The following is a 23,082-nucleotide window of genomic DNA, read 5'->3' as shown; positions in this document are numbered from 1 at the left end:
AGCCTCCCTTATCCCATTTTTGACTGATATCTACTGTTTAACCAATACATAACCAGCAGGGCTGCGAATGAAAAAGCCACCATTCCACCAGCAAGCAAATGCGCCTTGCCATACTCTAGTGCCTCAGCATGATTGTAGATCTCTACGGAAACTACCCTTGTCTTCCCAGGGATATTGCCACCAATCATCAGCACGATGCCGAACTCACCCAGGGTATGACAAAAGCCCATAACCATAGCTGAGAATATTCCAGGCCAAGCAAGCGGGAATGTGACTGAGAAGAAAGTATCAACCGGAGAAGCTCTAAGCGTAGCCGCAACTTCTATCGGGCGTTTACCGATGGATTCAAACGCGTTCTGCAATGGCTGAATAACAAACGGAAGTGAATGCACGATACAAGCAATGGCAATCCCGGCAAAAGAGAATGGTAGCTGTTGTAAACCTAAAGCTTGAGTTAATTGACCCACCGGCCCATTCGGTCCCATTAGTATCAACAGATAAAAACCAAGTACGGTGGGTGGTAGTACCATAGGGAGCGTACAAACAGAGACAACAATACCTTTTAGTCTTGAGTTGGTATTCGCTATCCACCAGGCAACCGGGATTGATATCAGCAGCAGCCACAGTGTTACCACGAAGGCCAGTTTAAGTGTTGTGGTGATTACTGTGATATCTAAACCCATCATAGGAATGCCGCTTACAGATATCCAAAATCAACGATAATTTTTCGGGCTCTTTCACTCTTTAAGTACTCAATAAATGAATTCGAAGCATTTTTATTTTGGGCCGATTTGAGCAATACGGCGTTTTGCCTGATGGGGTCATACATCTGCTCAGGAATTATCCAGTAAGAGCCATCAATAAACTCGGAATCTTTGTAGATTTGAGACATAGCCAGAAACCCCGCCTGAGCGTTTCCAGTAACAACAAACTGATAGACAACACTTAAATTCTTGCCCTCAACAAGCGTCGATTTCAACTCAGAATACACTCCTGCTTTTTCCATAACCTGTACAGAAGCGTAACCGTATGGAGCAAGTTTAGGGTTAGCCAAAGCCAGATGTTTAAAGTTGTTTATCGTTAATGACGCAGCGCCTTTTTTCAGCAGTTGGCTATCTGAGGACCAGAGTACAAGCCTTCCTAAAGCATAGGTAAACGGCTCAGAGGCTAATCCTGCTTCCACTAACTTAGCTGGACGTGCAGCATCCGCTGACAAAAAGATATCAAACGGTGCACCATTGATTATCTGAGCATAGAGTTGACCGGTGGAGCCCGTGCTTATGACAACGCTGTCCCCAGATTGTTGCTGGTAGTCCCTAGCAAGCTCTTTAAGAGGGCCATAAAAGTTATTCGCGACAGCGACCCTAACTTCCGTAGCTGAGGCCTGAAAGGCTCCTAAAAGAAAAAACATACAAAACAGACTGAATCTTTTCATACAACCTCCGATTCATTTAAGACACTAAGGAACTATGCCACTAAGGAACTATGCCACTAAGGAACTAAGCCACTGACGTTGAAGAAAGGCTTTTGCTCTCGAAGTATGCTTTTCCTCCAGATATGGAAGAACTTCTTCGAAAGGTGCAATATAAGCGGGCTTTTGCTCATGCCATTGAACCAGGTGAAAGCCAACTTCTGTTTCAATCGGTAAGCTCACTTCACCTTGCTGTAATGTTTGAAGCGCCTTTGTAATCTCGGGAAAAAGTTTTCCTTCTTCACACCAACCCAACTGTCCTTTTTCAAGTGCACTTGGGCACTCTGAGTAGCGTAAAGCCAACTCTTCAAATGGTTCTCGCTTTGTTTTTTGATAGGCCTCTTCGATTCTTCGGAGAACGCTTTCATGTCTATTCTCTACGAACTCATCATTCACGGTTATCAGTATTTGACTAAGTTTCCAGGTTTTAGCACGAGAGAAATTGAGTTTGTTTTTATTGTAGTAATCAATAGCTTGTTGCTTATCCAATTTAGGGACGTCCTGAGCCACGCTATCTAAAACCTTGTCGCACCACAGCTCTTCGCGCAACGCATGCTTAAATCCTTCCTGCGTAATACCTTGTTTTTTGAGAACCGCGTAAAACTCATCTTTAGAGTCAAACTGTTCAATACACTTGCAATAAGACTCTACAACTTCACCTGAAGAAACCTTTATTTTGGAAGCCTCTTTAGATGAGATGATTTTCGCTTGTAATGCCTGAAGTTTGTTGACTTCTTCATCCAGCTCTTTTAATTGTTCCGCTGATAAATACTCTGGATTAAGTTTGTGCTTTTCTGTCGATAGCTTTATTCGCAAATATCGCTTCTTCTGTTTATCCATTTGCCGCTACCTCTCTCTGAACACTGCTCTCTTTGGGCGAGACTAAGAAACGAGAATCGACCCTGACTAATGACCCTGCAACCTCGATTTCGTAATCTAACCGCCCAGTTTCCAGATCTCTGTAAACTCTTTGAACCTCTACCAGATCCCCCTTCATTGCGACGATTTCATCCTTCATCTTAAGAGCGACCGTTAACGCAGCTTTATCGAGAGAACGAAAAAGGCAGGGAGACCAGGCTAGTGAGGCGTGGATAACTTCCTGATCTCTGACACCTATAGTGCGTTCGACAGCCGGGAAATAGACCTGGTATATCACCTGATCTTGCAAGAAGTAACCTGAACTTCTGACAATGCCTGTCTCTCCCTGAGTCACCAAAAGCTCACCTTTTTCTAGCCCCGTAAAGCTTCCATCATTACGGACATTTCTTACGACTCGCACCTCTGAGCCACTCAAAAACCTAGCGCTGGAACAATCCATTGTCCCCCTCCCTAATCATCACACTCAGTACAGCCTTCACAACTCCGTTCTGGAAACGCTAATTCATTACCGTTCTCCAGCTGTTTGTACGCTATTTTTAACGCTCTTTTATAGTCCTGGCGTTCCGGGGCTTTGTTCAAAGCCTCCAACACCGAATGGAACAGTCGGAGTAACTGTATGCGTTTGGTTTGTACAAGCGTTGGGTTGTAGTCCACTTGAAAGTAATTAAGAAAATCTTCAGCACTGGTTAACGCTGATAATTCAGATTCCATATTCTGGCTCATCTATTCCCTCTCAATTAGGCGGCATTGCCCTGGACAAGTTTGAAAAGATCGTCTGTTGTTGGCATACATTTATACCTTTCAGACCAGTGTCTAAGCTCTAATCGCAGTTGTTCACACTGAGCCGTAGACAGATGCACCCCGAGGTTTTGATATACCGCTCTGATGGCCTTAAGACCCGAATGCTTTCCAAGAACAAACTCGTGCTGACGGCCAACCAATTCGGGGGAAAACCCTGATAGTTATTACTATCTTTCATCAAACCATCAACATGAACTCCGGATTCATGAGTAAACACACTTCCCCCGACAATGGCTTTTTGTAACCACTCTGGACGACCAGATGCGTTTTGAACTAACTGGCACAATTGGGGAAGCGCCTGTAGGTCAATTCCTGTAAAGCCTTTGTTCAACACAGAAAGCGCAACCGCTACCTCTTCCAATGCGGCATTCCCTGCTCTCTCTCCTAAACCAACCACTGTGGTATTTATCGATGTTGCACCAGCATCAATGGCAGCCAGGGTATTTGCGGTCGCAAGTCCCAGATCGTTATGGGCGTGCATCTCAATCTGTAAGTCGGTATTGGCTCGCAAAGAAGAGATATAAGACCGAGTCTTGTCGCCATCTAAAATGCCAACTGTATCGGCGAACCGAACACGTTTCGCACCGCACTCTTGCGCTAATTCAGTCAATCGGAGCATAAAGTCTAGGTCGGCTCTGGACGCATCTTCCATGCCTACACAAACATCCACACCTAACTCAACAGCTTGTTTCAGGTATCTTTCACCGTGAGCAAAATACGCCTTATCTGAATCAAAGCCGAGCTTGCTTCTGATTTGCTGTTTTGAGACCGGAATAGACACGTCCACCCAATCGAGCCCGAGTCCGGATGCCGAGTTCAGGTCCTGATCCGTCATTCGGCACCAACCCATCGTCTTCGCTCTAGTTAAAGAAGCGGCTATTACAGACATTGTTTCTTGCTCTGCTTCACCCATCGCCGGAACACCAATTTCAAGTTCCTGGACGCCAACAGATTCCAGGTTTAGGGCAATCGCCAGTTTTTCTTCCGTGTTAAACGCAACACCCGGGCTCTGTTCCCCATCCCGCAACGTGGTATCGTTAATGGTTACTACAGGTATTTGATTCCTTTCCATCACCAACCTCTTTGATATTCCGTTTACGCGTAGGCGGGAGTAAAACTGCTTTCCGAGCCCTTATTCGTCGCGCTATCCCAATACGGAGACATTGCCCTCAGACGTTCAACAATTGGAGGCAAGTGCTCAAGTACAAGGTCGATATCCGAATCTTTAGTAAAGCGTGAAAGTGAAAAACGAAGCGTGCCATGTGCAGCAGTAAAAGGGATGTCCATCGCTTTCATTACATGTGATGGCTCCAGTGATCCTGAAGTACATGCTGAGCCAGAAGACGCTGCAATTCCGACGTGGTTCATCATAAGAAGTAAGGCTTCACCTTCAATATATTCAACAGCAATGTTTGTTGTGTTCGGAACACGTTCTCTAGGGTTTCCGGTCACAAAAGTATTTGGAACTCTCGCCAGTATCCCCTGCTCAAGTCGATCACGCATCACCGCTATGCGACTGATATCATTTTCCAGTGAGATTTCAGCCAGTTCTGCTGCTTTTCCCATCGCGATAATAGACGCGGCATTTTCAGTACCTGCACGTCTTCCTCGTTCCTGATGACCTCCTCGTAAAAGAGGACGGAACCGCGTTCCCCTTCTTAGATAAAGCGCACCCACACCTTTCGGTGCATGAAACTTATGACCAGATAACGAGATCATATCGATATCAGTTAACTTGACCTCGATTGGGTATTTGCCGATAACCTGAACAGCATCCACATGAACCTGCGCTCCAACCTTTTTTGCCAGACTGGCGATCTGAGCGGCCGGGAAAAGTGTTCCTGTTTCGTTGTTTGCCCACATCACCGACACCACTGCGACATTTTCACTCAGCGCTTGTTTGTATGACTCGATATCAAATCGGCCTTTATTGTCTACCCCAATCCAATGCACCTTGTACCCCTTTCGCTCAAGGTTCTGACACAACTCTAAGGTGGCAGGGTGCTCAATGACCGAGGTTATGACCTCTTTCCTATCCGGAAGTGCTTCGAGAGCAGAATGAATCGCTGTCGACGTTGCCTCTGTAGCCGACGAAGTGAAGATAATTTCGGAGCTATGCTCTGCCCCAACAAGCGATTGAACCTGTTCACGGGCAACTTCCAGTGCTTTACCTACAGTCGCACCTAAACGGTGAATAGAGGAGGGATTGCCGTAAAACTCCGTTAGATACGGCAACATGGTCTCCAGGACTAATGGGTCGATACAGGTGGTTGCATTGTTATCTAGATAAGCTGTATCGAGGTAAGCTACCTCTGATGGTTTTGAATCAAGAGTCATAGGTCGCCTCCTTTTTTGGAGCTGCACTTTGAACCGGGAACACTGTAATATTCTCGCCCAGTGATTCTGAGATTTTTGTTTCAACACTAGCCAAAGTAAGCCCGGACAAACCACAACCAGTACATGCTCCGGTAAGGCTAATGAATACGATATCTTCCTCAATATCGACCAATGAAATATCGCCGCCATCTAGCAAGATACCAGGGCGCACCTCTTCAATCACCGATTCGATGACTTCTACCCGTCTTTTCTTATTGGCGAACAGTTCCGCCGCCTCTGCCTCTTTATCCACTTTAGCCATATCTGCTTTTGATACGGCGGCCACAGGAAGGACTTCAGCTGATTCTTTTGCTTCCAGACATTCCTCTAAAACCCACTCGATTTTTTCGTGACAAGAAGCACAAGCACCACCTGCTTTGGTGTAGTTAACAACTTCTTCTAAAGTGGTTAAGTTATTGGCTGAAACCACGCGTTTGATCATCAGGTCATCGATGGCAAAGCACTTACAAATCAACTCACCTTCTTCGTGATCATCTTCGACCTCTTCTCCACGGTAATCCGCTATAGCAGCATGTAATGCTTCCATACCCATTACCGAACAGTGCATTTTTTCTGGCGGAAGACCATCAAGAAAATCTGCAATCTCCTGGTTGGTGACTTTTAACGCTTCATCTATGGTTTTACCGATAATGATCTCGGTAAGCGCGGACGACGACGCTATCGCGCTCCCGCAACCAAATGTTTGAAAGCCAGCGTCGGTGATCACCTCAGTTTCTGAGTCAATATTTAAACTTAAGCTGAGTGCATCCCCGCAACTTAAAGAGCCTACATCACCTTTTGCGCTCGCATTTTCTAGTAGTTTCGCATTTCTGGGCTGAAAGAAATGTTCCTTCACCTTTTCTGAGTAGTCCCACATAAGCACTCCTTGCCGTGTACTTTCTCCAAAACAGAGAATTCAAACATATGAGTGGCTTCTGCAATCATCACACCACAAGACGAAGATCACATATCTGGCTGTTTTAAATGGATAAAAGAGGGAGTAATAGCTGATTGAAAAGTGTGACGAACAACAAATTTATCTATTTTGTCGTAAAACGGATAATGCTTTGTCGTGTTTAAAACAAAGGGGGCAAGATGGTTTGTCCGTTTTTTAACAACAGTTAGAACTATCCCCCTAAAGCTACCGGTAGTTTAGTTTGAAAGTAAATCATCGTCTTATGTTGATATGCGTGCCAAAATGACACAATGATTGCTTATTACACACTTTACGACCATAATAGCCATGTGACACTTTGACACAATAGGAGATCACATTATGGCTACTAGTTTACCTCGCATCACGGCTAGAGTTGATGTCGATACACAAGATTTACTAACAAAAGCTGCCGCAATTGCTGGCATGTCGAGTATCAACTCATTTGTTCTAAGTGCTGCTATTGAAAAAGCTAAACAAGTGATCGAGCGCGAGCAGGCTCTAAAACTAAGCCAAGCTGACGCTATGCTATTAATGGAGGCTTTAGACAGTCCTGCAAAACCAAATTCAAAACTGAAAGCTGCGTCTGAACGTTACGAGAACAAAACTCAATGATGAATACGGTACTTCTGGATAAAGCCAAGCACGATAGAAACCGATTCAACTGTGGCATCGAAGCTCTTAATAATTACTTAAAAGCGATGGCGAGTCAGCAGGCAAAGAAAGACAACACCAGAACTTTCGTATTGGAAGACAATAACAACAACTCACATATCATCGGTTTTTACACGCTAACAATGGCACCAATTGACTTGAAGGCTTTGCCTGATAAGTTACAGAAGAAACACCAGTCATCTACTTCAGGTGGTCTCATTGCTCGCTTAGCTGTTGATGATCGATACAAAGAAAAAGGCTTTGGTGAGTGGCTACTTATCGACGCGCTCCGAAAACTTTTGACTGCTAGTGACAGCGTAGCGTTCCCTGTAATCATCGTTGACGCCAAAGACGGCGCGAAGTATTTCTATGAACGCTATGGGTTTCAAGCGTTTCAAAATTCTGAAAACAAGCTCTTCATTACTATTGCCGATGTCAGGGCGAGTTTAAGTTAGTTAACCTTTCGCAGGTGGATGATGTTTTATATGCCCAAAAGCGGGCATATTACATAAGTGCAGTAAGGATGTACCAAATTTGATAGTTGCTTAAGCTAGCTAACAACGCACCACCGATAGTGGAAAGAAGCAGTGAATATTTAGCGATTGTCATAACGTACTCCTGATGAGTGTTGGCGATTGATGGAGTAGATTATAAGCAGATTCTTATATAGGAAAAACAAATGTAATCTCCATTCACTGGTGCCAGAATTGCAACAATGGGATCGAGAGTCACACTACCCTAACGCTGTTAAGGTAGTGTTCTAGATTGATATACTTAGAAGTATGCACGCTAAAAATTGACTTTGCGCCCCTGGTATAAACCACCGAGTACCATATATTCCTGCTCACCATTCAGGGAACCGGGAAGAAGTGAGTCAAAGCAAACAACCTTGAATTTCGGTACTCTCACCTCGTAGACTTTTGTACCAAAGCGAAGCGCGGATTCAGGGTCAGAAGTTAAAGAGCTCAAGTTGTTAAATAGGTGAACCTCTTTATCCTCTATCGAATACTCTGGTAGGTCGGCGCAGCCGCGATACAAAGTTAAATGACTGGCTGAAGGGAATCTGAAATTGAGTTCGTGCTGACAAAACTGGTACAGCGCGTCCAGTTGAGAGTAAAGTTCATTAGTGTTGTGTATTGCTTTCGCACACAACTGTCGAAAGCGCAATTCTGACTCACTATCAGGAGGGCCTATTGGCTCGCCATGATAGCGAGTAATCAATCCAAAGCGAGACTCTACCCAACTACGCCAGGCTGCTCCTTGCTCGTTATCTGAGTCAAACAACCAACCGAGCAGTAGTTTTTTGTAGTCTACCTTAGCTCTTGTTGGTGGATCATCATTAAAGCGGTCATCCTCTTTCGATAGACGAAAACGTACCTGCATATATTCCTGAAAAGTAGCAACACGTTCATCGATACTATGAGAAATGTCCAGCGCTTGAAAAAGCTCTTTATTCCACACCTGCAAATTATCGATGTCGATAGGAATCGGTCGCTGTTGGTAGGACAAACTGGCTAATATTCGGGGGGAATATTGCAGTGGCTAAAGGCAAGCGTTATCTCTTTTAATAACGCCTCTTCGGTTTTACCGGATACATATTGAAAACTACCCATCGAATCAGATCTCTCCTCCTTGTAGATAAAGACGGTTAGCGAGTTCCATTATATCGCTATGCAGATAGAGAGCTTCCCGCCACTCTTTTCTGATCCCGCTATGTCCATAATAGGCTCCCGCGAGCTGACCTGCAATCGCTGCAGTCGTATCTGCGTCATTTCCAAGGTTTGCAGCGGATAGAACACAAGAGTCAAAACAGTCTGTGTTCAGAAAACACCATAACGCTGATTCAAGACTTTCAATCACATAACCACTACCCGTAAGATCATCATAGCTCAGGCTATTCACGGAGCCTAACACTATTCTCTCGAGTGTTTGTGTGGTTGGGGCATAACCGCTATCGAACACGACCTGTTTATCTGATCCATTGATAAGCAAAGATAGAATCTTCGAAAGATAGCGGCAACTATCCACACACTGCTCAGAACCATGGGTCGTTCGTGAACTTTCTCCTCCGAAAAACTCAGCTTGCTCTATATCACGGTGGAAATAGATAGGAATAGGAGCAAGACGCATGATCGACCCATTACCCGAGCTCATTTTTGCTTTAGACCCAGAATATGGCTCTCCGGTTTTTTGATAGCGCCTCAAAGCGGATGAAACGGTTATTCCGACATCAAAACAGACGCCGATACTGCTCATGTAACCGTTATCCATCCAGTCACAGTATTTTTCTATCTGATCTTTCGGGTTGAAACCCTGGCACTCTACCAGACTGTGACCTAAGCAAAGTGCCATCGAAGTATCATCCGTCCAGTACCCTTTTTTAAGGCTAAAATGGCCTCCTCCCTTCATATCAGTCAGAGGCTTGAACGTCCCTCTGGGTTTGAACTCTAGCGTAGTACCAATAGCATCACCAACGGCTAACCCTGCAAGGCAACCTTTTGATCTGTCTAATGCTTTATCTGAACTCATTATAATTACGCTGGCATAGCTGCCGATTCAAAGCTATGGCAGTTCTTAGGGCAAACTTTGGCGCACGAGCCACAACCCACACAATCCATTTGATCTTTCACAGCCATAACCATCATTACTTCGTCGTCATCGTAATCGTCGTATAGATCATCATCTTCATCGGAGATCTCCTTTTCAACCAGATCAAACACATCTCTGGAGCAAACCTTGTAACAACGGCCACAACCAATGCAGCTGTCCTGGTTCAATTCACTTATAAATTTTGGCTCCCATAACGCTCCACCATGGGTGTACCCCATTATCATGCTCATATAACATTCCTTGTTTTAAGTTAATATACTCAAGTAATTTACCAATCTTCTTCCATCATCTGAGCAAGTCTTTTCTCAGATGAAACATCACTATTCAATGGCTTATTGATCGACTTTATTGCCCTGTTAACCCAACCTGTCGGCGTACCCTTCAGCTTGTCCTGAAGCTCACAAATCAAATCGTGAATATCGGCTCCTTCATGAACCTTTACCGGGTTTATATCGTTCTCCAACAACTTACGAATCGCCGATACACCACAGGCATTACAATAGATAGCCGAACACTTGAGTTCAGCCAGATCCTGAATCCGCCCCGGTAACTTGTCGTGTCTTCGTTCATCACTGTCCGGATACTCAATCGCTTCAATTAAAGACCAATTATCTTTGCCGACTCCATAGACCAAAACACATTTCGCTGTACCGAAGTGTTGGTCTACGTGATGTCGATCCTGAGTAGTAAAAGCTACCTTAAGGTTAAATAGCGATTCATCTGGGCGCGGCTCTACATGCAGCTTTCTTTCGCTTCTTAACATTGTGTCTCCTTACGGGGCGTCTCATTACATGGCGTCTCCTGTTGAATGACCTCCGAAGGCTCAAAGCGGTAACTACTGACATGAGGTGGAACTTCTTCATGGGCATGAACCAATCGGTTTGCCAGCGCGAACAATCGTTCTCTACTTCCCTCATAACCAAATTGGCGCATATCCATATTGCCAAACTGATCATGGCAAGGATATCCTGCTCGGATGACAGGAATTTCCGGCTCACAAATATGCGCCGCATGGGTATTGCTGATAACTGCAGATATTTTTGTCGCCGAAGGCAACAACATGGATAGGTCTCCCACAATCACCTCATCGGCTTCTATACGTTTAAGACCACGAGTTTCTAATGTTGAAACAACCCGAACGATATTAGCGCCAACACTATTGAGTAACGCGCCGTAGCCAATCGCCAGATCAGGCTCTAGTCCCAATGAAATGTTTGCTGTGGTGAGGAAGAAATGAGTATCTACCATTGCATCCTGAAGTCGCTTTCTCTCTCTGGTTATCCATTTAGGAACAGGCATGCCACTTAATTCACTAAGAGCCATGATCAACTGGTCTACAGCTTCCAGTCCCATACCCATGTCTGCTTTAATCACCGGAATTTCGAAGCGTTTTTGCAGCCACTTCGCCGTCGGAAGCATAGATTCGCCCAGAACAATAGTCGCAGAGCTCTCTGACATCATTTCAACTTCGAGTATGGATGTTCCCCCTGTACTGGTTGGTGAGTAATCTTCGTCATCCATATGCCCATCCAGTGATAGAGATATATCAGGAACCACTACCGCGTTAAGTTGAAATGCCTCTATATACTTTTTCAATGTTTCGATATCCGCTGACGTCATCGCTACGGAACAGAGAACGTTGACCTGCTTCTTTTCAATTGGTCGGCCAGTAGCCGCTTTCACGTTCTGACGCACAATACGGTCTACTGCGTGCGCGAATCCGGTTTGCATCGATCCAGTAAAGTCGGGAGTATTCATATTTACCACCGTTGTCGATGCGTATTCCGGATGAGCCAATTTAAAGTCTTTTATTACCCTGACTAGATCTGTACCCTGCATTTCTGTTAAACCTGTAGTCATGACAGAAATTAGCTCAGGCGAATGTTTTTCGCACAATAAAGCCAGTGCCTGAAAGAGGCTTTCGTCACCTCCCATTACTGCGGAGATATGATCGATTGCTGTGTTTTGAGTTGGAATCGGTTCGCGAAAATGGGAAATCAGGTAGATCTTACTAAAAGCAGCACACCCTTGAGCGCCGTGTAACAGAGGAATACTCCCGCGAAACCCGAGTGTTGCGACTGTAGCCCCTGTAGCCGCACTGGTTTTTAGAGGCTGTGTCGCTAAAGGGCTGTTGGTTTTTGAAAATTTGGCTTTCTTCATGATGATCCCCTTACGCTTTTATGTTCGACGCCACAGCGTTATCTTCAAATAAATCAGCTTCTGGCTTTGAATCCCATGGAGCTGAACTTCTCGCCGCTTCCCACACAGGGCTTTCAATGGTACGACAGAGCTCTTTAGCCATGGTGATCATCCCTTCATAACCAGCGTAAGCGAGTTCTCTCTCCTGATTGATATGCAGGAAAGGAATCGGAGCTTTTAGGGCGGTGTACATATTCCGGCCACCCGCAATCATCACATCTGCATCGTGTTCGTAGTACACATCCAGTAGCCTTCTCGCTCCCCCTTCGTCCAACATGACCGCATCCTCGCCCATGATTTGGGTAATACGATTTTTATCCGATTGAGTGGACTTTCTTGTTCCTGTAGCCACAGTATGTATACCCAACTCAGCAAGAGCAGAGATCACCGACCAGGATTTAACACCACCTGTGTAGAGCAACGCTTTTTTGCCTTGCAACTTTTCCCTATACGGCTTTAGAGCATCACGTACCCGCTGCTCTTCTCGGGCAATCACCTCTTCGGTATGCTGAGTAAGTTTTTCATCATTCAACAAACGGGCAAATTGCCTCAACGCATCTGATGTGTCTTCAATACCGTAAAAACTCCCCTCAAACCACGGAATACCCCAGTTCTCCTGAAGCTTTCGGGCGACATTTATCTGTGCACGTGAACACACCACCATAGAGGCATCGGCGCGGTGCATGGTCTGAATTTGGTGGAACTGGGTATCACCAGCCATACAACAAAGAACCCTAAGCCCTAGCTCTTCAAACAAGGGAGACACATGCCAAAACTCTCCAGCAATGTTGTATTCACCAATCAGCACGATATCGTGCACTTTCCGAGAGGAGTCATGTTTCATCAGTGGCTTTTCTGGTGGCTCGGCACTACCAATCACCTTTTCCACCATCACCTCACCCGCAATTCGGTTGCCCAGGTTTTTATTGCCGTAGAAACCCGCGGCATCGACGTTGACAACTGGAATACCAAATCTCTTTTGAGCTAACTCACAGATCGCTTCTACATCATCACCTTCTAACGCCGGTACACAAGTCATATACACAAATACAGCCGGTGGTTGATGTTCTTCCACCAGCTGTTTTATCGCATGTAGGAGACGCTTTTCAGACCTCCCCATGATGACGTCTTGCTCATTAAGATCGGTAGTAAACCCAAGCCGAAACAGATTTTTTCCTGTCGCTCGTGTTCCACGGTTATTCCAGCTATTACCCGCACAACCAATTGGACCGTGAACGATATGGCCTACATCGGCAATAGGAAGAAGGCTTATCTGAGCACCATCAAACGTACAGCCACCCGCAGTAGCCCCTGGGGTTGGACGCGAGCATCCTGATTTTTCCCCATCATTGTGCTCACATGCGGGTTCATCCTGAAGTAATCGAATATCGGATCGTTTCATTGCGCCTCCTGCGACAGAATCCTTTTGTACTCTGTTGCAATTTGGAAACCAGAATATAACCAATTGTTTTATTGAACTTTTTTGGATAGAAAGAAGAGAATTGAAAGACAATTGTCATAAAGCAGACAATTTTTGTGACACTAGGGCATTTGGAACGAAAGTACTCACTTTCTGGGTGTCTCAGCGGAAATCTAATAAATTTTGGTACATTAAGTTGAATAGATCCCTGCCTTCGCAGGGATGACGGGCTTTATTAGCGATGACGGGTCTTATTAATGATATCACTCTTCGTGAAGCGCTATCAGAATACCATTGCACTGTTCTGCGTTGTAGGTGAGGTGACTACAACCACCGGGATGGGACGCAACCAGATGGATATCAAAGTTACTGAAACACTCGTAAGCTTCCCGCTCCCCTACTTCATCTTCACTGGACAAGGTGAACCGAAGCGAAGGGAAAGCTTCCCGTAGCTTGCTAATGGCCTCTTCATCGATAATGTTACGTGATTCGAGCAACTGTCCGATATACGCTATCTGTACTTCTCCAATAAGCTCTGGAGTTCTATCCATAACAAATCCTTACTCTTACTGCTTTACGCTGAAAGCCCTATTCTGAAAGTAGTTTCTTCATCCATGGAGGAGGCGAACCGGCAATTACCTTACTCAGCTCACTCAATACCTCTTCAGCGTTAACTGGAGCAAGTTTCTTCACAGGATGAATGTTGGCACGCGTCACTTTCGCTGCAGCAGGGCCACCAATTGAAAGCGTAAATAGAATTTGACATTCACGCAGCAGTGAAAGCATATAGTCAGAGCGCGACTCTCCTTTCAAGCTATTATCAACCGACCTCACGTCTACCAACTGGTAAGCTGTTTCATTTACTTCGTAAACTAATACCCGCATACAAGAGCCATAATGACCGTTTAACATTTCCCCCTGGTTTGAGGTAATAGCAATACGCAGCTTTGGCCCCATAAGTGGAGGAAGATCCGGGATATCCGGTATCTCTAGTGCCTCTAATTCCTGATTGGTTAATACAGCTAAAGCCGATGTAACATCTCTGCGAGATATACTGTCATCTAAAGAAGAGACCAGAATTCTAAAGGACTTGGGAGAAATTCTGCTTAACGTCTGCTCTGATAGGGGTTCACCCAGATGTTGTACAAGCAGTCCAAGCAAAGATTTAATATCTACATTTGGCAGAGATTTCGCAGCCATCGCTACTCGCAATGCTGCCTCATTTGAAATATTCGCATCCATACGCTTAACTCCTTATTATGCCGCCTGAAGTCGCCTTGCTCTGATAGTGATGGGAAGACGAGGTTTCGATATGGGTTCTATGTAGTAAATGGCACCACTAGGGAGGTGAACTTCTCCTCCCCATTTATCCTCTTCGTCAAACTCAAAGTGAGTGATTACTTCTTCAGAATCCTTTTTCGGTAAATACAAAGAGAGGTTACCTTCCTCGTTGTACTGAATCATTACATTTGCCATAGTGTTTTCCTCGGTTAACTGTTTCCAGACAGACCGCGATTCACAGAACCAAAGACTGTCATTCCACTAGCCGCACGCCTGCGAAGGCAGGAATCTTATTGCTTCTTAGATTCCCGCCTGCGCGGGAATGACGATAAGCCAACAGCTTTCGCTGTCGGCTTATTTATCTATCGAACAAGGTCGAAGCCAAAGTCTGTTTTACCTAAATCGCTCGTGTCACGATCCAGCTTAGCCAGCACTTCATTGACCAGAGTAGTCAAGATGTACATAGCACCTTCGTACCCAAGAGTGGTGCTGCGATGCAGGTGGTGACGGTCAAAGATAGGGAAACCAATACGAACTAACGGAACCTCAAACTCTGCACCTTTTGCCTTGGTATCACGTTCAATAAACTTACCGTACGAGTTACCAATCATCAGATCAGGTTTGTCTGTTAGTACCAGTGAACGGAAGTGCCACAAGTCTTTACCTACGTGAATCTCAGCGTTTTCACTATATGGAGACTCCGCCATCTGCGCTTCCATCTTCTTACGCCAGCGTTTGTTACCATTGTTACAAAGCACATGTTTGATTTCACAACCCAGCTCTGTCAGGAACTTACACATGCCTAGTAAGTAATCCGGATCCCCGTAGAGAGAAATAGACACACCGTGTAACCATGAATGGGAGTCGGTCATCATGTCCACCAGACGACCACGTTCTTTAGTGATCACTTCAGGGATCTCTGTACCTGCCAGCTCAGCCATCTTCATGACAAAGTTATCCGTCCACTCTAGACCCATAGGGATCTCTAGTTCAGGCACTTCCTGTTTCCATGTACCTGAGACGAATTTCTTCGTTTTAATCAGATGCTGTGGTTGAAGCAGGACGGTGGCTTTCGCATTTGGCGCGTCTTTAATCGCGTCGATTGGCGTACCACCTGAGTACATGCGGTATTCACCATCAGCCGGTGTATCCAGCACTTCTGATGGGTCACACAGGTATGAATATTCAATACCCATATCATCCAACATACGCTGAATTACGCGATAGTTACCAAGATATGTTTCAAACCCAGGAACGATATTGATCTTGCCGTTGCTACCTACTTCCTTACCTTCCATGTCGCTACGAGTAAAGTAACCAAGGAAGCCTTCAAACATGTTGTCCCAACCTGTCAGATGACTACCCACGAAACTCGGAGTGTTTGCGTGAGGGGTTGGTACGTCTTCAGGAAGATAACCGCCCGCTTTTGCGTTTCCGGTAAAGGCGTTCAAGTCATCACCGATAACCTCTGCCATACAAGTTGTAGAAATCGCAATCACTTCTGGTTTGTATAGTGCGTAAGCATTCTGCAAGCCATAGAACATGTTGTCCTGACCACCGAATACCGCGGCATCTTCTGTCATGGAGTCGGAAACACACGCCACCGGCTCTTTAAAATGACGGTTAAAGTAGCTTCTGAAGTAAGCAACACAACCTTGTGAACCATGCACATAAGGTAGTGTTTTTTCAAAACCTAGCGAGCAAAGTACTGCGCCAAGCGGTTGACACGCCTTAGCAGGGTCAATCGTAATGTGCTTACGTTGAAAGTTTAACTCTTTGTATTCTTCGGTTGTTGTCCACTCAAAGGTCTCTTTTACCTTTGCAGCTTCAACCGCATCTTCATGGGTATTACGCTTGCTCTTAAACATCTCCTGATATTCAGGCTGTTTGAACAAGTCATAACCAGTCTTGATATCATCAATTTTCTGGCTCATAGATATTCTCCTACCGTGCCACTAATCTGTGAACTCCGGTTCGGTTAACTTCTGATGGCTTTCTTTAATGTAAAATCCATCTCACATTGCATTGCTAAATTAAGCAGACTTCGCCAGAACTTCTTCTGATGCGTCATCTTTTAGCCATGGCGCTTTAACAGCTGTCCAGCATGGGTTGTTAATGGTCAAATCCATATCACGAGCAAAGATCGCAAAGCCATCAACACCGTGGTAAGGGCCTGAGTAATCCCAGCTGTGCATTTGACGGAATGGATAACCCATCTTCTGGAATACATACTTCTCTTTGATACCAGAGCCGACTAGATCCGGATTTAGTTTCTTAACAAACTCTTCCAGTTCATAAGCGGTCGCATCATCAAACAGCAAGGTGGCGTCTTTCACTTCCGGGGTCGTCTTCACGTAGTCATCGTTGTGAGCGAACTCATAACCTGCACCCACGATTTCCATACCCAGATCTTCATACGCACCAATGATGTGACGTGGACGCAGACCACCGACATAAAGCATCACGCTCTTTCCTTCAAGGCGAGGACGGTACTTATCGATAACCGCTTGCCACTGCTCTTTATAGCGCTTAATCACTTCTTCAGTTTGAGCCTTGATCTTGTCATCGAAGTATCCTGCGATCTTACGCATTGACTCTTCGATTTTGGTTGGACCAAACAGGTTGTATTCCACCCAAGGTACGCCGTGTTTTTCTTCCATATGGCGTACGATGTAGTTCATGGAACGATAACAGTGAACCAGGTTCAGTTTCACTTTCGGTGTGTTTTCCATCTCAGGAAGCGTACCGTCACCAGACCACTGAGCTACTACGTTAAGCCCCATATCTTCCAGAATGATACGTGAAGACCATGCATCACCACCGATGTTGTAGTCACCAATGATTGCGACATCGTAATCACCCGCCTCAAACTCACGCTCATCAGATTTAGAGAGAACATGGTCACGGATGGTGTCGTTCGCGATATGGTGACCCAGCGACTGAGATACACCACGGAAACCTTCACAGCGAACCGGAACAATCGTTTTACCGATCTCTTCACCTTTGATTTTCGCTACCGCTTCAATATCATCACCAATCAGACCAACCGGACACTCAGACTGTACTGAGATACCTTTTGATAGTGGGAACAACATCTCCAGCTCATCAATAGCCGCAGAAAGTTTCTTATCACCACCAAAAACGATATCACGTTCCTGGAAATCGGTTGTGATGTTTAACGTGCCGAATGAATCGACTCCTGTTGTACCCGTGTAGTAGTTACGACGGCCTGCACGAGAGTATTGACCGCAACCAACTGGACCATGAGAAATATGGATCATATCTTTCACCGGTCCCCATACCACACCCTTAGAACCTGCGTATGCACAACCACGAACGGTCATTACACCCGGTAAGGATTTACGGTTTGAGGTGATGCATTTACCACCCGCCTCTTGATCATTGACGCCAAGGTGTTTCGCACGGTCTTCACGCGCGACTTCCGGATAAACTTCCAGTACCTCGTCGATCAACGCTTGGGATTCTTCTTTATTCATAGACATTGCTGCCTCCAAATTGCTTCCTAGCTTTAGCTCATTATCTTTTCTAGCCCGAAGGCCAGACGTAAGGACTTACGCAACTTCTGCTGCAGACTTACCAATGATGCTTTCGTCTTCCACTTCCATGATGCCGAATTCCATCAGTAGGTCTTCAAGCTCATCCATAGTGGCTGGGTTTGGAATAACAAACATTTCGTTAGCGATCACTTTCTGAGCCAGTGCGCGATACTCGTCAGCCTGGTTACAAGTTGGATCATATTCGATAACCGTCATACGGCGGATTTCTGCGCGCTGAACGATGTTGTCACGTGGTACAAAGTGAATCATTTGTGTACCGATTTTCTCTGCAAGAGCGACGATCAGCTCATCTTCACGGTCTGTGTTACGAGAGTTACAGATAAGACCTGCAAGACGCACGCTACCAGATGTCGCATACTTACAAATACCTTTAGAGATGTTGTTTGCAGCGTACATCGCCATCATCTCACCTGATACAACGATGTAGATTTCTTCTGCTTTGTTTTCACGAATTGGCATCGCGAAACCACCACATACAACGTCACCCAGTACGTCATAGAATACAAAGTCTAGGTCTTCTTCGTACGCACCTTCTTCTTCTAGGAAGTTGATCGCTGTGATTACACCACGACCCGCACAACCAACGCCTGGCTCAGGACCACCTGACTCCACACATTTCACGTCCCCGTAACCGGTCAGTAGTACATCTTCCAGCTCGATATCTTCTACCGTACCCGCTTCTGCTGCCATCTCCATGATGGTGTTCTGCATTTTTGTATGCAGGATCAGACGAGTTGAGTCCGCTTTTGGGTCACAGCCGATGATCATCACTTTTTTACCGGCTTCTGCTAGAGCAGCAACTAGGTTCTGAGTTGTGGTTGATTTACCGATACCACCTTTTCCGTAAATAGCACATTGACGAATTGCCATAATGGTTCCCTCCATAGGATATGTGAAAAAACAATTCATCATGGTTAGTGCGAAAAGTAAGCCAATTCAAAAATTATACGTATCTATCTGTATTTAAAGAAATAAAATTAGCAGCCAAACAAATAAAACCAAACAAACAAACTGGTTTTGTCAGCTAATGTACAAACTTGTCTTGTTAAGATATGACTTGTTTTTCTTGCAAGAATCCTCTGTTAACGGACATCAAGATAACTTTTACCTATCAAATCTATAGTAGCAATCGATTTTTCTAATCTCAGTCATCGGGGCATGATAGACCCATCAACGCAATGAAGCGTTAAATACTAACAACTGAGAGAGAAAAGTTATGATCAACACGACTATTAAGCCATTCACAGCAACAGCATTCAAAAAAGGTGAGTTTGTAGAAATTACTGAGCAAGACGTACTAGGAAAGTGGGCAGTATTTTTCTTCTACCCAGCTGACTTCACTTTCGTATGTCCTACAGAGCTAGGTGACCTGGCTGACCACTATGAAGAACTTCAGAGTCGTGGTGTTGAGGTTTACTCAGTTTCAACAGACACACACTTTACACACAAAGCATGGCACGATACTTCTGACACTATCGGCAAAATCGATTACTTCATGGTAGGTGATCAGACTGGCACAATCACTAACAACTTCGGTGTTATGCGTGAAGGCCAAGGCCTTGCAGACCGTGCAACATTCCTTATCGACCCAGAAGGTGTTATCCAGGCGATGGAAATCACAGCTGAAGGTATCGGTCGTGAAGCAGAAGACCTAATGCGTAAGGTTAAAGCAGCACAATACGTTGCAAACAACCCAGGTGAAGTTTGCCCAGCTAAGTGGAAAGAAGGTGAAGAAACTCTAGCACCATCTCTTGACCTAGTTGGCAAGATCTAAGCCGTAATAACGCTTCGACAGTCTCCCCTGCCTCGCTCCTATGGGTGGGGGGGACACCCCAAAACCAGTAACATCATGTGGACCCCCTTTTTCTACACCCCCTTTTGAATCCCACTGATGTAAGAACCACAGTAAAAATTGATAGGTAACGCCATGTTAGATCAAGCAATGAAGCAACAATTAAAAGCGTATTTAGACAACCTTAAAACGGGTATCCAATTGGTACTTAGCCTTGATAGTAGTGAAACTGCTAGCAAGCTAGATGCGCTAGCAAAAGATATCGCATCACTGAATGATAAAATTGAGGTTGTTAGAGAAGACAATGCAAGTGAAAGAAAACCAGTAATGCAAGTGGTTAATCCAGAAAAAGGCACCTCTATCAAATTCGCTGGTTTGCCGATGGGACATGAATTTACTTCTCTGGTTCTTGCTCTGCTTCATTCGGGTGGTCACCCGATCAAACTGGAACAGGAAGTTATCGATCAGATTTCTGAGTTAGATCAGGAGCTAAACGTAGAGGTATTTATCTCTTTGTCTTGTCAAAACTGTCCGGAAGTCGTTCAGGCATTCAACATGATGTCTGCGATTAACCCACTAATCAAAACTACGATGATTGATGGAGCGGTATTCCAAGATGAAGTAAAACAGCGCGATATCATGGCGGTACCAAGCGTATTTGTTAATGGAGAGCTATTTGGGCAAGGGCGTATGTCATTGGCTGAAATCCTGAACAAAGTAGACACAGGCGCAGTTGAAAAGCAAAAAGCTAAACTAAGCAAAAAAGAGCCTTTCGATGTGTTAGTTGTTGGTGGTGGCCCTGCTGGCTCTTCAGCCGCTATCTACGCTGCACGTAAAGGTATTCGTACAGGTGTTGTTGCAGAACGTTTTGGTGGTCAGGTAATGGATACCATGGCAATTGAAAACTTTATCTCTGTAAAAGAGACAACAGGTCCAAAACTGGTTGCAAGCCTTGAAGAGCACGTGAAGGAATACGGTGTTGATATCATCACTGAGCAGCGAGCTGCCAACATTATCGATGCAGAAAACACTGATGATGGTTACATTCATGTCGAGCTTGAAAGTGGCGCTGTACTTAAAGCGCGTACAGTAATTAACTCTACCGGTGCTCGCTGGCGTGAGATGAATGTTCCGGGTGAGCAAGAGTATCGCAACAAAGGCGTTGCTTACTGCCCTCACTGTGACGGTCCTTTATTTAAAGGCAAACGTACCGCTGTAATCGGTGGTGGTAACTCAGGCATTGAAGCGGCTATTGACCTTGCAGGTATTGTTGAGCACGTCACTGTACTAGAGTTTATGGACACGCTACGCGCCGATCAGGTGTTGATCGACAAAGCGAACAGCATGCCAAATATTGACATCATCACTATGGCTCAAACGACTGAAGTGGTAGGTGACGGAACTCGAGTAACTGGAATCGAGTACAAAGATAGAAATACAGATGAAATTAAGCAGATAGAGCTTTCTGGAATCTTTGTACAGATTGGTCTGGTACCGAATAGCGAATGGCTGAAAGATTCAAAAGTTGAACTATCTCCACGCGGCGAAATCGTAGTTGACGCTCACGGAAGTACAACAGTAAATGGTGTCTTTGCAGCAGGTGATGTTACGACAGTCCCATACAAGCAGATCATCATCGCTATGGGTGAAGGTGCGAAAGCAAGCCTTGGGGCATTTGATTACCTAATTCGTAACCCTGCACCAGTAGTTGCTGAAGAAGCTACTGCTTAACTTCAAGCTTCATTAAAAAATACAGAAAGAGGTTCGCTGGTTGCTCGGTGAACCTTTTTTTGCAACCAACGAGTCAATGTCATATTGACGACATTTCACCGACAAACATTCATCGACCATTTATAAACTGACTATAAATCATAATGTTATATCTGGCACTTTAATTGCCTTATTAGTTCTTTTATTTTTTGGACCGAGGACGTTATGGAACAATCTCAAACGGATCGATACATTTCATTTTGCGATATAGATTGTGACAAGAATGCCGACAAGCTCATCGAGATTCTCGACAAGCATATTGAATGCGGAAACGGACACGAAAAATGGCAGCATTACTTTTCTTCAAAACGAAGTGAACAGCAGCGAATGTCGCACGATAATCTCCACTTCATAGGTAATCAAATCAATACATTATATTCGTATCTCAAAGATTGTAATGACGAAGCAGCACTAGCATTGTTATATCAACTTGAACAAGAATGCTGTTAAGCCTCAACTCACTGAATATAGTTACTCCTCTATTTGGGGATGAGAGAACTCTTGGTACTTAGGAAGCTGTTCCCGCAAACCTTCGAATGTTGATTGAGCTCCCTGTCTGGAGAGCTTGTTAATCAGCCAATTTGGCAACATACCTCCCGGATCAGCAAACGCCTTGTACTCAATTAAGGTAGTACCATTGGTGAGCTTCTGTAGCATCCAGCTAGCTTTGACGGAGCGGATGCGGACGTAGCCTTTTTGCTTGGTAAGGGCCGATTCAGGCGCATCGGTGATCGTTAAATTAAACCCTAATTCATCAACCCAATACTTAGAGTAGGTCACCATATCTCTATTTCTCGCTGGCCAAGGGGCAGAAAACTGCGTGTAGACGATATTCTCAGTAGCTGAAATCTGCCTTAGAACCCTGCTGTGACTCGCTTTATCAATCCAGTTAGGCACATTTTCGCTGTCTTCTAACAACGTTAAGAAAGCGCCGTAGCTGGTTGGCGTAAACATCCGGACACGAATCTCTACCAGCCCCTCTTTGTGTTCACGGGAATGGATGGTTATTCCATTATTATCACTATCAAACTGCCAGTAGTTTTTGACTTCAGCATACAATGAGCCTGATATTAATATGTTCACCAGAAACGTACTAACCCGCAAATATTCCATTACTCACCTAAGCGCAAAATTCCCTTTGGTTTTAAGCATAGTAGTATCACATGATACTGTTTAGTAATTAATTCCGCCATTTTCCCAATGGTTGTAAACAAAATACCGACTTATAAGCGGATTTAGCGGTACTAGCACTCTATAATTAGACTGTATCTGTAACTGAGGGTGATTTATTGATGTGTCGACGCGAAATAATACCAA

26 protein-coding genes and 1 pseudogene are annotated in these 23,082 nt (G+C 44.9%); 5 read left to right on the top strand and 22 right to left on the bottom strand.

Going from position 1 to position 23,082, the window contains the following annotated elements; genetic code table 11:
• Positions 1-8: 8 nt before the first annotated feature.
• The 9 genes and pseudogenes from modB to nifU form a co-directional block, all read right to left on the bottom strand.
• Positions 9-686 (bottom strand): molybdate ABC transporter permease subunit, encoded by a 678-nt coding sequence (gene modB / locus P7F88_RS02500; RefSeq protein WP_277821774.1) that lies wholly within the window; start codon positions 684-686, stop codon positions 9-11.
• Between the two features lie 11 nt (positions 687-697).
• Positions 698-1,435, bottom strand: a complete 738-nt coding sequence (gene modA / locus P7F88_RS02495) for a molybdate ABC transporter substrate-binding protein (protein ID WP_277821773.1) — start codon at positions 1,433-1,435, stop codon at positions 698-700.
• 48 nt (positions 1,436-1,483) lie between these two features.
• The gene (locus tag P7F88_RS02490; RefSeq protein WP_277821772.1) at positions 1,484-2,311 is read right to left on the bottom strand and encodes a peptidylprolyl isomerase; all 828 of its coding nucleotides are present in this window, start codon (positions 2,309-2,311) and stop codon (positions 1,484-1,486) included.
• Positions 2,304-2,789, bottom strand: a complete 486-nt coding sequence (locus P7F88_RS02485; protein ID WP_277821771.1) for a nitrogen fixation protein NifZ — start codon at positions 2,787-2,789, stop codon at positions 2,304-2,306. The genes P7F88_RS02490 and P7F88_RS02485 overlap by 8 nt, the downstream gene beginning before the upstream one ends.
• 11 nt (positions 2,790-2,800) lie before the next feature.
• On the bottom strand, positions 2,801-3,073 hold the full coding sequence (locus tag P7F88_RS02480; RefSeq protein ID WP_277821770.1) for a nitrogenase-stabilizing/protective protein NifW: 273 nt from the start codon (positions 3,071-3,073) through the stop codon (positions 2,801-2,803).
• 14 nt (positions 3,074-3,087) lie between these two features.
• A complete protein-coding gene (locus P7F88_RS25730; RefSeq protein ID WP_422127330.1) occupies positions 3,088-3,291 on the bottom strand; it encodes a hypothetical protein in 204 nt (67 codons plus the stop codon).
• Between the two features lie 191 nt (positions 3,292-3,482).
• Positions 3,483-4,223, bottom strand: a pseudogene (locus P7F88_RS02475) (beta/alpha barrel domain-containing protein); the annotation flags it as partial.
• 23 nt (positions 4,224-4,246) lie between these two features.
• The gene (nifS, locus tag P7F88_RS02470) at positions 4,247-5,488 is read right to left on the bottom strand and encodes a cysteine desulfurase NifS (RefSeq protein ID WP_277821768.1); all 1,242 of its coding nucleotides are present in this window, start codon (positions 5,486-5,488) and stop codon (positions 4,247-4,249) included.
• Positions 5,478-6,404, bottom strand: a complete 927-nt coding sequence (nifU, locus tag P7F88_RS02465; RefSeq protein WP_277821767.1) for a Fe-S cluster assembly protein NifU — start codon at positions 6,402-6,404, stop codon at positions 5,478-5,480. Before nifU ends, nifS begins: the two co-directional genes overlap by 11 nt.
• 399 nt (positions 6,405-6,803) lie before the next feature.
• On the opposite strand from nifU, the gene P7F88_RS02460 reads away from it, so the two are divergent.
• Entirely contained in the window at positions 6,804-7,076 is a 273-nt protein-coding gene (locus P7F88_RS02460; protein ID WP_277821766.1) for a type II toxin-antitoxin system TacA family antitoxin, read from the top strand.
• Positions 7,073-7,570 carry a GNAT family N-acetyltransferase gene (locus P7F88_RS02455; RefSeq protein WP_277821765.1) on the top strand — a complete coding sequence of 166 codons (498 nt, stop codon included), beginning with the start codon at positions 7,073-7,075 and terminating at the stop codon, positions 7,568-7,570. The genes P7F88_RS02460 and P7F88_RS02455 overlap by 4 nt, the downstream gene beginning before the upstream one ends.
• 334 nt (positions 7,571-7,904) lie before the next feature.
• On the opposite strand, the gene P7F88_RS02450 is transcribed toward P7F88_RS02455, so the two are convergent.
• The 12 genes from P7F88_RS02450 to nifH form a co-directional block, all read right to left on the bottom strand.
• Positions 7,905-8,636 carry an NAD(+)--dinitrogen-reductase ADP-D-ribosyltransferase gene (locus P7F88_RS02450; RefSeq protein ID WP_277824516.1) on the bottom strand — a complete coding sequence of 244 codons (732 nt, stop codon included), beginning with the start codon at positions 8,634-8,636 and terminating at the stop codon, positions 7,905-7,907.
• Between the two features lie 96 nt (positions 8,637-8,732).
• A complete protein-coding gene (locus tag P7F88_RS02445) occupies positions 8,733-9,644 on the bottom strand; it encodes an ADP-ribosylglycohydrolase family protein (protein WP_277821764.1) in 912 nt (303 codons plus the stop codon).
• 5 nt (positions 9,645-9,649) lie between these two features.
• A complete protein-coding gene (gene fdxB, locus P7F88_RS02440) occupies positions 9,650-9,955 on the bottom strand; it encodes a ferredoxin III, nif-specific (protein WP_277821763.1) in 306 nt (101 codons plus the stop codon).
• Between the two features lie 38 nt (positions 9,956-9,993).
• Positions 9,994-10,488, bottom strand: coding sequence for a NifB/NifX family molybdenum-iron cluster-binding protein (locus P7F88_RS02435; RefSeq protein ID WP_277821762.1), 495 nt, complete (start codon positions 10,486-10,488; stop codon positions 9,994-9,996).
• Positions 10,482-11,885, bottom strand: coding sequence for a nitrogenase iron-molybdenum cofactor biosynthesis protein NifN (nifN, locus tag P7F88_RS02430; protein WP_277821761.1), 1,404 nt, complete (start codon positions 11,883-11,885; stop codon positions 10,482-10,484). Before nifN ends, P7F88_RS02435 begins: the two co-directional genes overlap by 7 nt.
• 10 nt (positions 11,886-11,895) lie before the next feature.
• Positions 11,896-13,326: a nitrogenase iron-molybdenum cofactor biosynthesis protein NifE gene (gene nifE, locus P7F88_RS02425; RefSeq protein ID WP_277821760.1), complete on the bottom strand. Its 1,431-nt coding sequence runs from the start codon at positions 13,324-13,326 to the stop codon at positions 11,896-11,898.
• A gap of 281 nt (positions 13,327-13,607) precedes the next feature.
• The gene (locus P7F88_RS02420; protein WP_277821759.1) at positions 13,608-13,895 is read right to left on the bottom strand and encodes a hypothetical protein; all 288 of its coding nucleotides are present in this window, start codon (positions 13,893-13,895) and stop codon (positions 13,608-13,610) included.
• Between the two features lie 37 nt (positions 13,896-13,932).
• Positions 13,933-14,586 carry a NifB/NifX family molybdenum-iron cluster-binding protein gene (locus P7F88_RS02415; RefSeq protein ID WP_277821758.1) on the bottom strand — a complete coding sequence of 218 codons (654 nt, stop codon included), beginning with the start codon at positions 14,584-14,586 and terminating at the stop codon, positions 13,933-13,935.
• 15 nt (positions 14,587-14,601) lie between these two features.
• Positions 14,602-14,820, bottom strand: a complete 219-nt coding sequence (nifT, locus tag P7F88_RS02410; protein ID WP_277821757.1) for a putative nitrogen fixation protein NifT — start codon at positions 14,818-14,820, stop codon at positions 14,602-14,604.
• Between the two features lie 167 nt (positions 14,821-14,987).
• Complete coding sequence (gene nifK, locus P7F88_RS02405; protein ID WP_277821756.1) at positions 14,988-16,559, bottom strand: nitrogenase molybdenum-iron protein subunit beta; 1,572 nt, start codon at positions 16,557-16,559, stop codon at positions 14,988-14,990.
• Positions 16,560-16,658: 99 nt separating this feature from the next.
• Positions 16,659-18,128, bottom strand: a complete 1,470-nt coding sequence (nifD, locus tag P7F88_RS02400; protein WP_277821755.1) for a nitrogenase molybdenum-iron protein alpha chain — start codon at positions 18,126-18,128, stop codon at positions 16,659-16,661.
• 69 nt (positions 18,129-18,197) lie between these two features.
• Positions 18,198-19,073 carry a nitrogenase iron protein gene (nifH, locus tag P7F88_RS02395; RefSeq protein ID WP_277821754.1) on the bottom strand — a complete coding sequence of 292 codons (876 nt, stop codon included), beginning with the start codon at positions 19,071-19,073 and terminating at the stop codon, positions 18,198-18,200.
• Positions 19,074-19,419: 346 nt separating this feature from the next.
• On the opposite strand from nifH, the gene ahpC reads away from it, so the two are divergent.
• The 3 genes from ahpC to cowN all read left to right on the top strand — a co-directional run bounded on the left by ahpC (position 19,420) and on the right by cowN (position 22,215).
• Positions 19,420-19,977 (top strand): alkyl hydroperoxide reductase subunit C, encoded by a 558-nt coding sequence (gene ahpC, locus P7F88_RS02390; RefSeq protein WP_277821753.1) that lies wholly within the window; start codon positions 19,420-19,422, stop codon positions 19,975-19,977.
• 153 nt (positions 19,978-20,130) lie between these two features.
• Entirely contained in the window at positions 20,131-21,726 is a 1,596-nt protein-coding gene (gene ahpF, locus P7F88_RS02385; protein ID WP_277821752.1) for an alkyl hydroperoxide reductase subunit F, read from the top strand.
• A 204-nt stretch (positions 21,727-21,930) separates the two neighbouring features.
• On the top strand, positions 21,931-22,215 hold the full coding sequence (gene cowN / locus P7F88_RS25725) for a N(2)-fixation sustaining protein CowN (protein WP_422127324.1): 285 nt from the start codon (positions 21,931-21,933) through the stop codon (positions 22,213-22,215).
• Positions 22,216-22,236: 21 nt separating this feature from the next.
• Here cowN and P7F88_RS02380 read toward each other — a convergent pair whose 3' ends face one another.
• A complete protein-coding gene (locus P7F88_RS02380; RefSeq protein WP_277821751.1) occupies positions 22,237-22,878 on the bottom strand; it encodes an START domain-containing protein in 642 nt (213 codons plus the stop codon).
• Positions 22,879-23,082: the final 204 nt, after the last annotated feature.

The organism is Vibrio hannami (assembly GCF_029589055.1).
In the GTDB taxonomy this organism is placed as follows: Bacteria; Pseudomonadota; Gammaproteobacteria; order Enterobacterales; family Vibrionaceae; genus Vibrio; species Vibrio hannami.
Note: the sequence above shows the minus strand (reverse complement) of the source record. Positions and strands in the feature narration are given on the sequence as shown.

Excerpts from the sequence above, each read along its gene's own strand:
- P7F88_RS02490 (WP_277821772.1), bottom strand. The coding sequence starts at position 2,311 with ATGGATAAACAGAAGAAGCGATATTTGCGAATAAAGCTATCGACAGAA.
- modB (WP_277821774.1), bottom strand. The coding sequence starts at position 686 with ATGATGGGTTTAGATATCACAGTAATCACCACAACACTTAAACTGGCC.
- P7F88_RS02485 (WP_277821771.1), bottom strand. The coding sequence starts at position 2,789 with ATGGATTGTTCCAGCGCTAGGTTTTTGAGTGGCTCAGAGGTGCGAGTC.
- P7F88_RS02435 (WP_277821762.1), bottom strand. The coding sequence starts at position 10,488 with ATGTTAAGAAGCGAAAGAAAGCTGCATGTAGAGCCGCGCCCAGATGAA.
- nifU (WP_277821767.1), bottom strand. The coding sequence starts at position 6,404 with ATGTGGGACTACTCAGAAAAGGTGAAGGAACATTTCTTTCAGCCCAGA.
- modA (WP_277821773.1), bottom strand. The coding sequence starts at position 1,435 with ATGAAAAGATTCAGTCTGTTTTGTATGTTTTTTCTTTTAGGAGCCTTT.
- ahpC (WP_277821753.1), top strand. The coding sequence starts at position 19,420 with ATGATCAACACGACTATTAAGCCATTCACAGCAACAGCATTCAAAAAA.
- nifE (WP_277821760.1), bottom strand. The coding sequence starts at position 13,326 with ATGAAACGATCCGATATTCGATTACTTCAGGATGAACCCGCATGTGAG.
- nifN (WP_277821761.1), bottom strand. The coding sequence starts at position 11,885 with ATGAAGAAAGCCAAATTTTCAAAAACCAACAGCCCTTTAGCGACACAG.
- cowN (WP_422127324.1), top strand. The coding sequence starts at position 21,931 with ATGGAACAATCTCAAACGGATCGATACATTTCATTTTGCGATATAGAT.
- P7F88_RS02480 (WP_277821770.1), bottom strand. The coding sequence starts at position 3,073 with ATGAGCCAGAATATGGAATCTGAATTATCAGCGTTAACCAGTGCTGAA.
- nifH (WP_277821754.1), bottom strand. The coding sequence starts at position 19,073 with ATGGCAATTCGTCAATGTGCTATTTACGGAAAAGGTGGTATCGGTAAA.
- nifS (WP_277821768.1), bottom strand. The coding sequence starts at position 5,488 with ATGACTCTTGATTCAAAACCATCAGAGGTAGCTTACCTCGATACAGCT.
- P7F88_RS02455 (WP_277821765.1), top strand. The coding sequence starts at position 7,073 with ATGATGAATACGGTACTTCTGGATAAAGCCAAGCACGATAGAAACCGA.
- P7F88_RS02380 (WP_277821751.1), bottom strand. The coding sequence starts at position 22,878 with ATGGAATATTTGCGGGTTAGTACGTTTCTGGTGAACATATTAATATCA.
- P7F88_RS02460 (WP_277821766.1), top strand. The coding sequence starts at position 6,804 with ATGGCTACTAGTTTACCTCGCATCACGGCTAGAGTTGATGTCGATACA.
- nifT (WP_277821757.1), bottom strand. The coding sequence starts at position 14,820 with ATGGCAAATGTAATGATTCAGTACAACGAGGAAGGTAACCTCTCTTTG.
- P7F88_RS02420 (WP_277821759.1), bottom strand. The coding sequence starts at position 13,895 with ATGGATAGAACTCCAGAGCTTATTGGAGAAGTACAGATAGCGTATATC.
- P7F88_RS02445 (WP_277821764.1), bottom strand. The coding sequence starts at position 9,644 with ATGAGTTCAGATAAAGCATTAGACAGATCAAAAGGTTGCCTTGCAGGG.
- P7F88_RS02415 (WP_277821758.1), bottom strand. The coding sequence starts at position 14,586 with ATGGATGCGAATATTTCAAATGAGGCAGCATTGCGAGTAGCGATGGCT.
- nifK (WP_277821756.1), bottom strand. The coding sequence starts at position 16,559 with ATGAGCCAGAAAATTGATGATATCAAGACTGGTTATGACTTGTTCAAA.
- fdxB (WP_277821763.1), bottom strand. The coding sequence starts at position 9,955 with ATGAGCATGATAATGGGGTACACCCATGGTGGAGCGTTATGGGAGCCA.
- ahpF (WP_277821752.1), top strand. The coding sequence starts at position 20,131 with ATGTTAGATCAAGCAATGAAGCAACAATTAAAAGCGTATTTAGACAAC.
- nifD (WP_277821755.1), bottom strand. The coding sequence starts at position 18,128 with ATGTCTATGAATAAAGAAGAATCCCAAGCGTTGATCGACGAGGTACTG.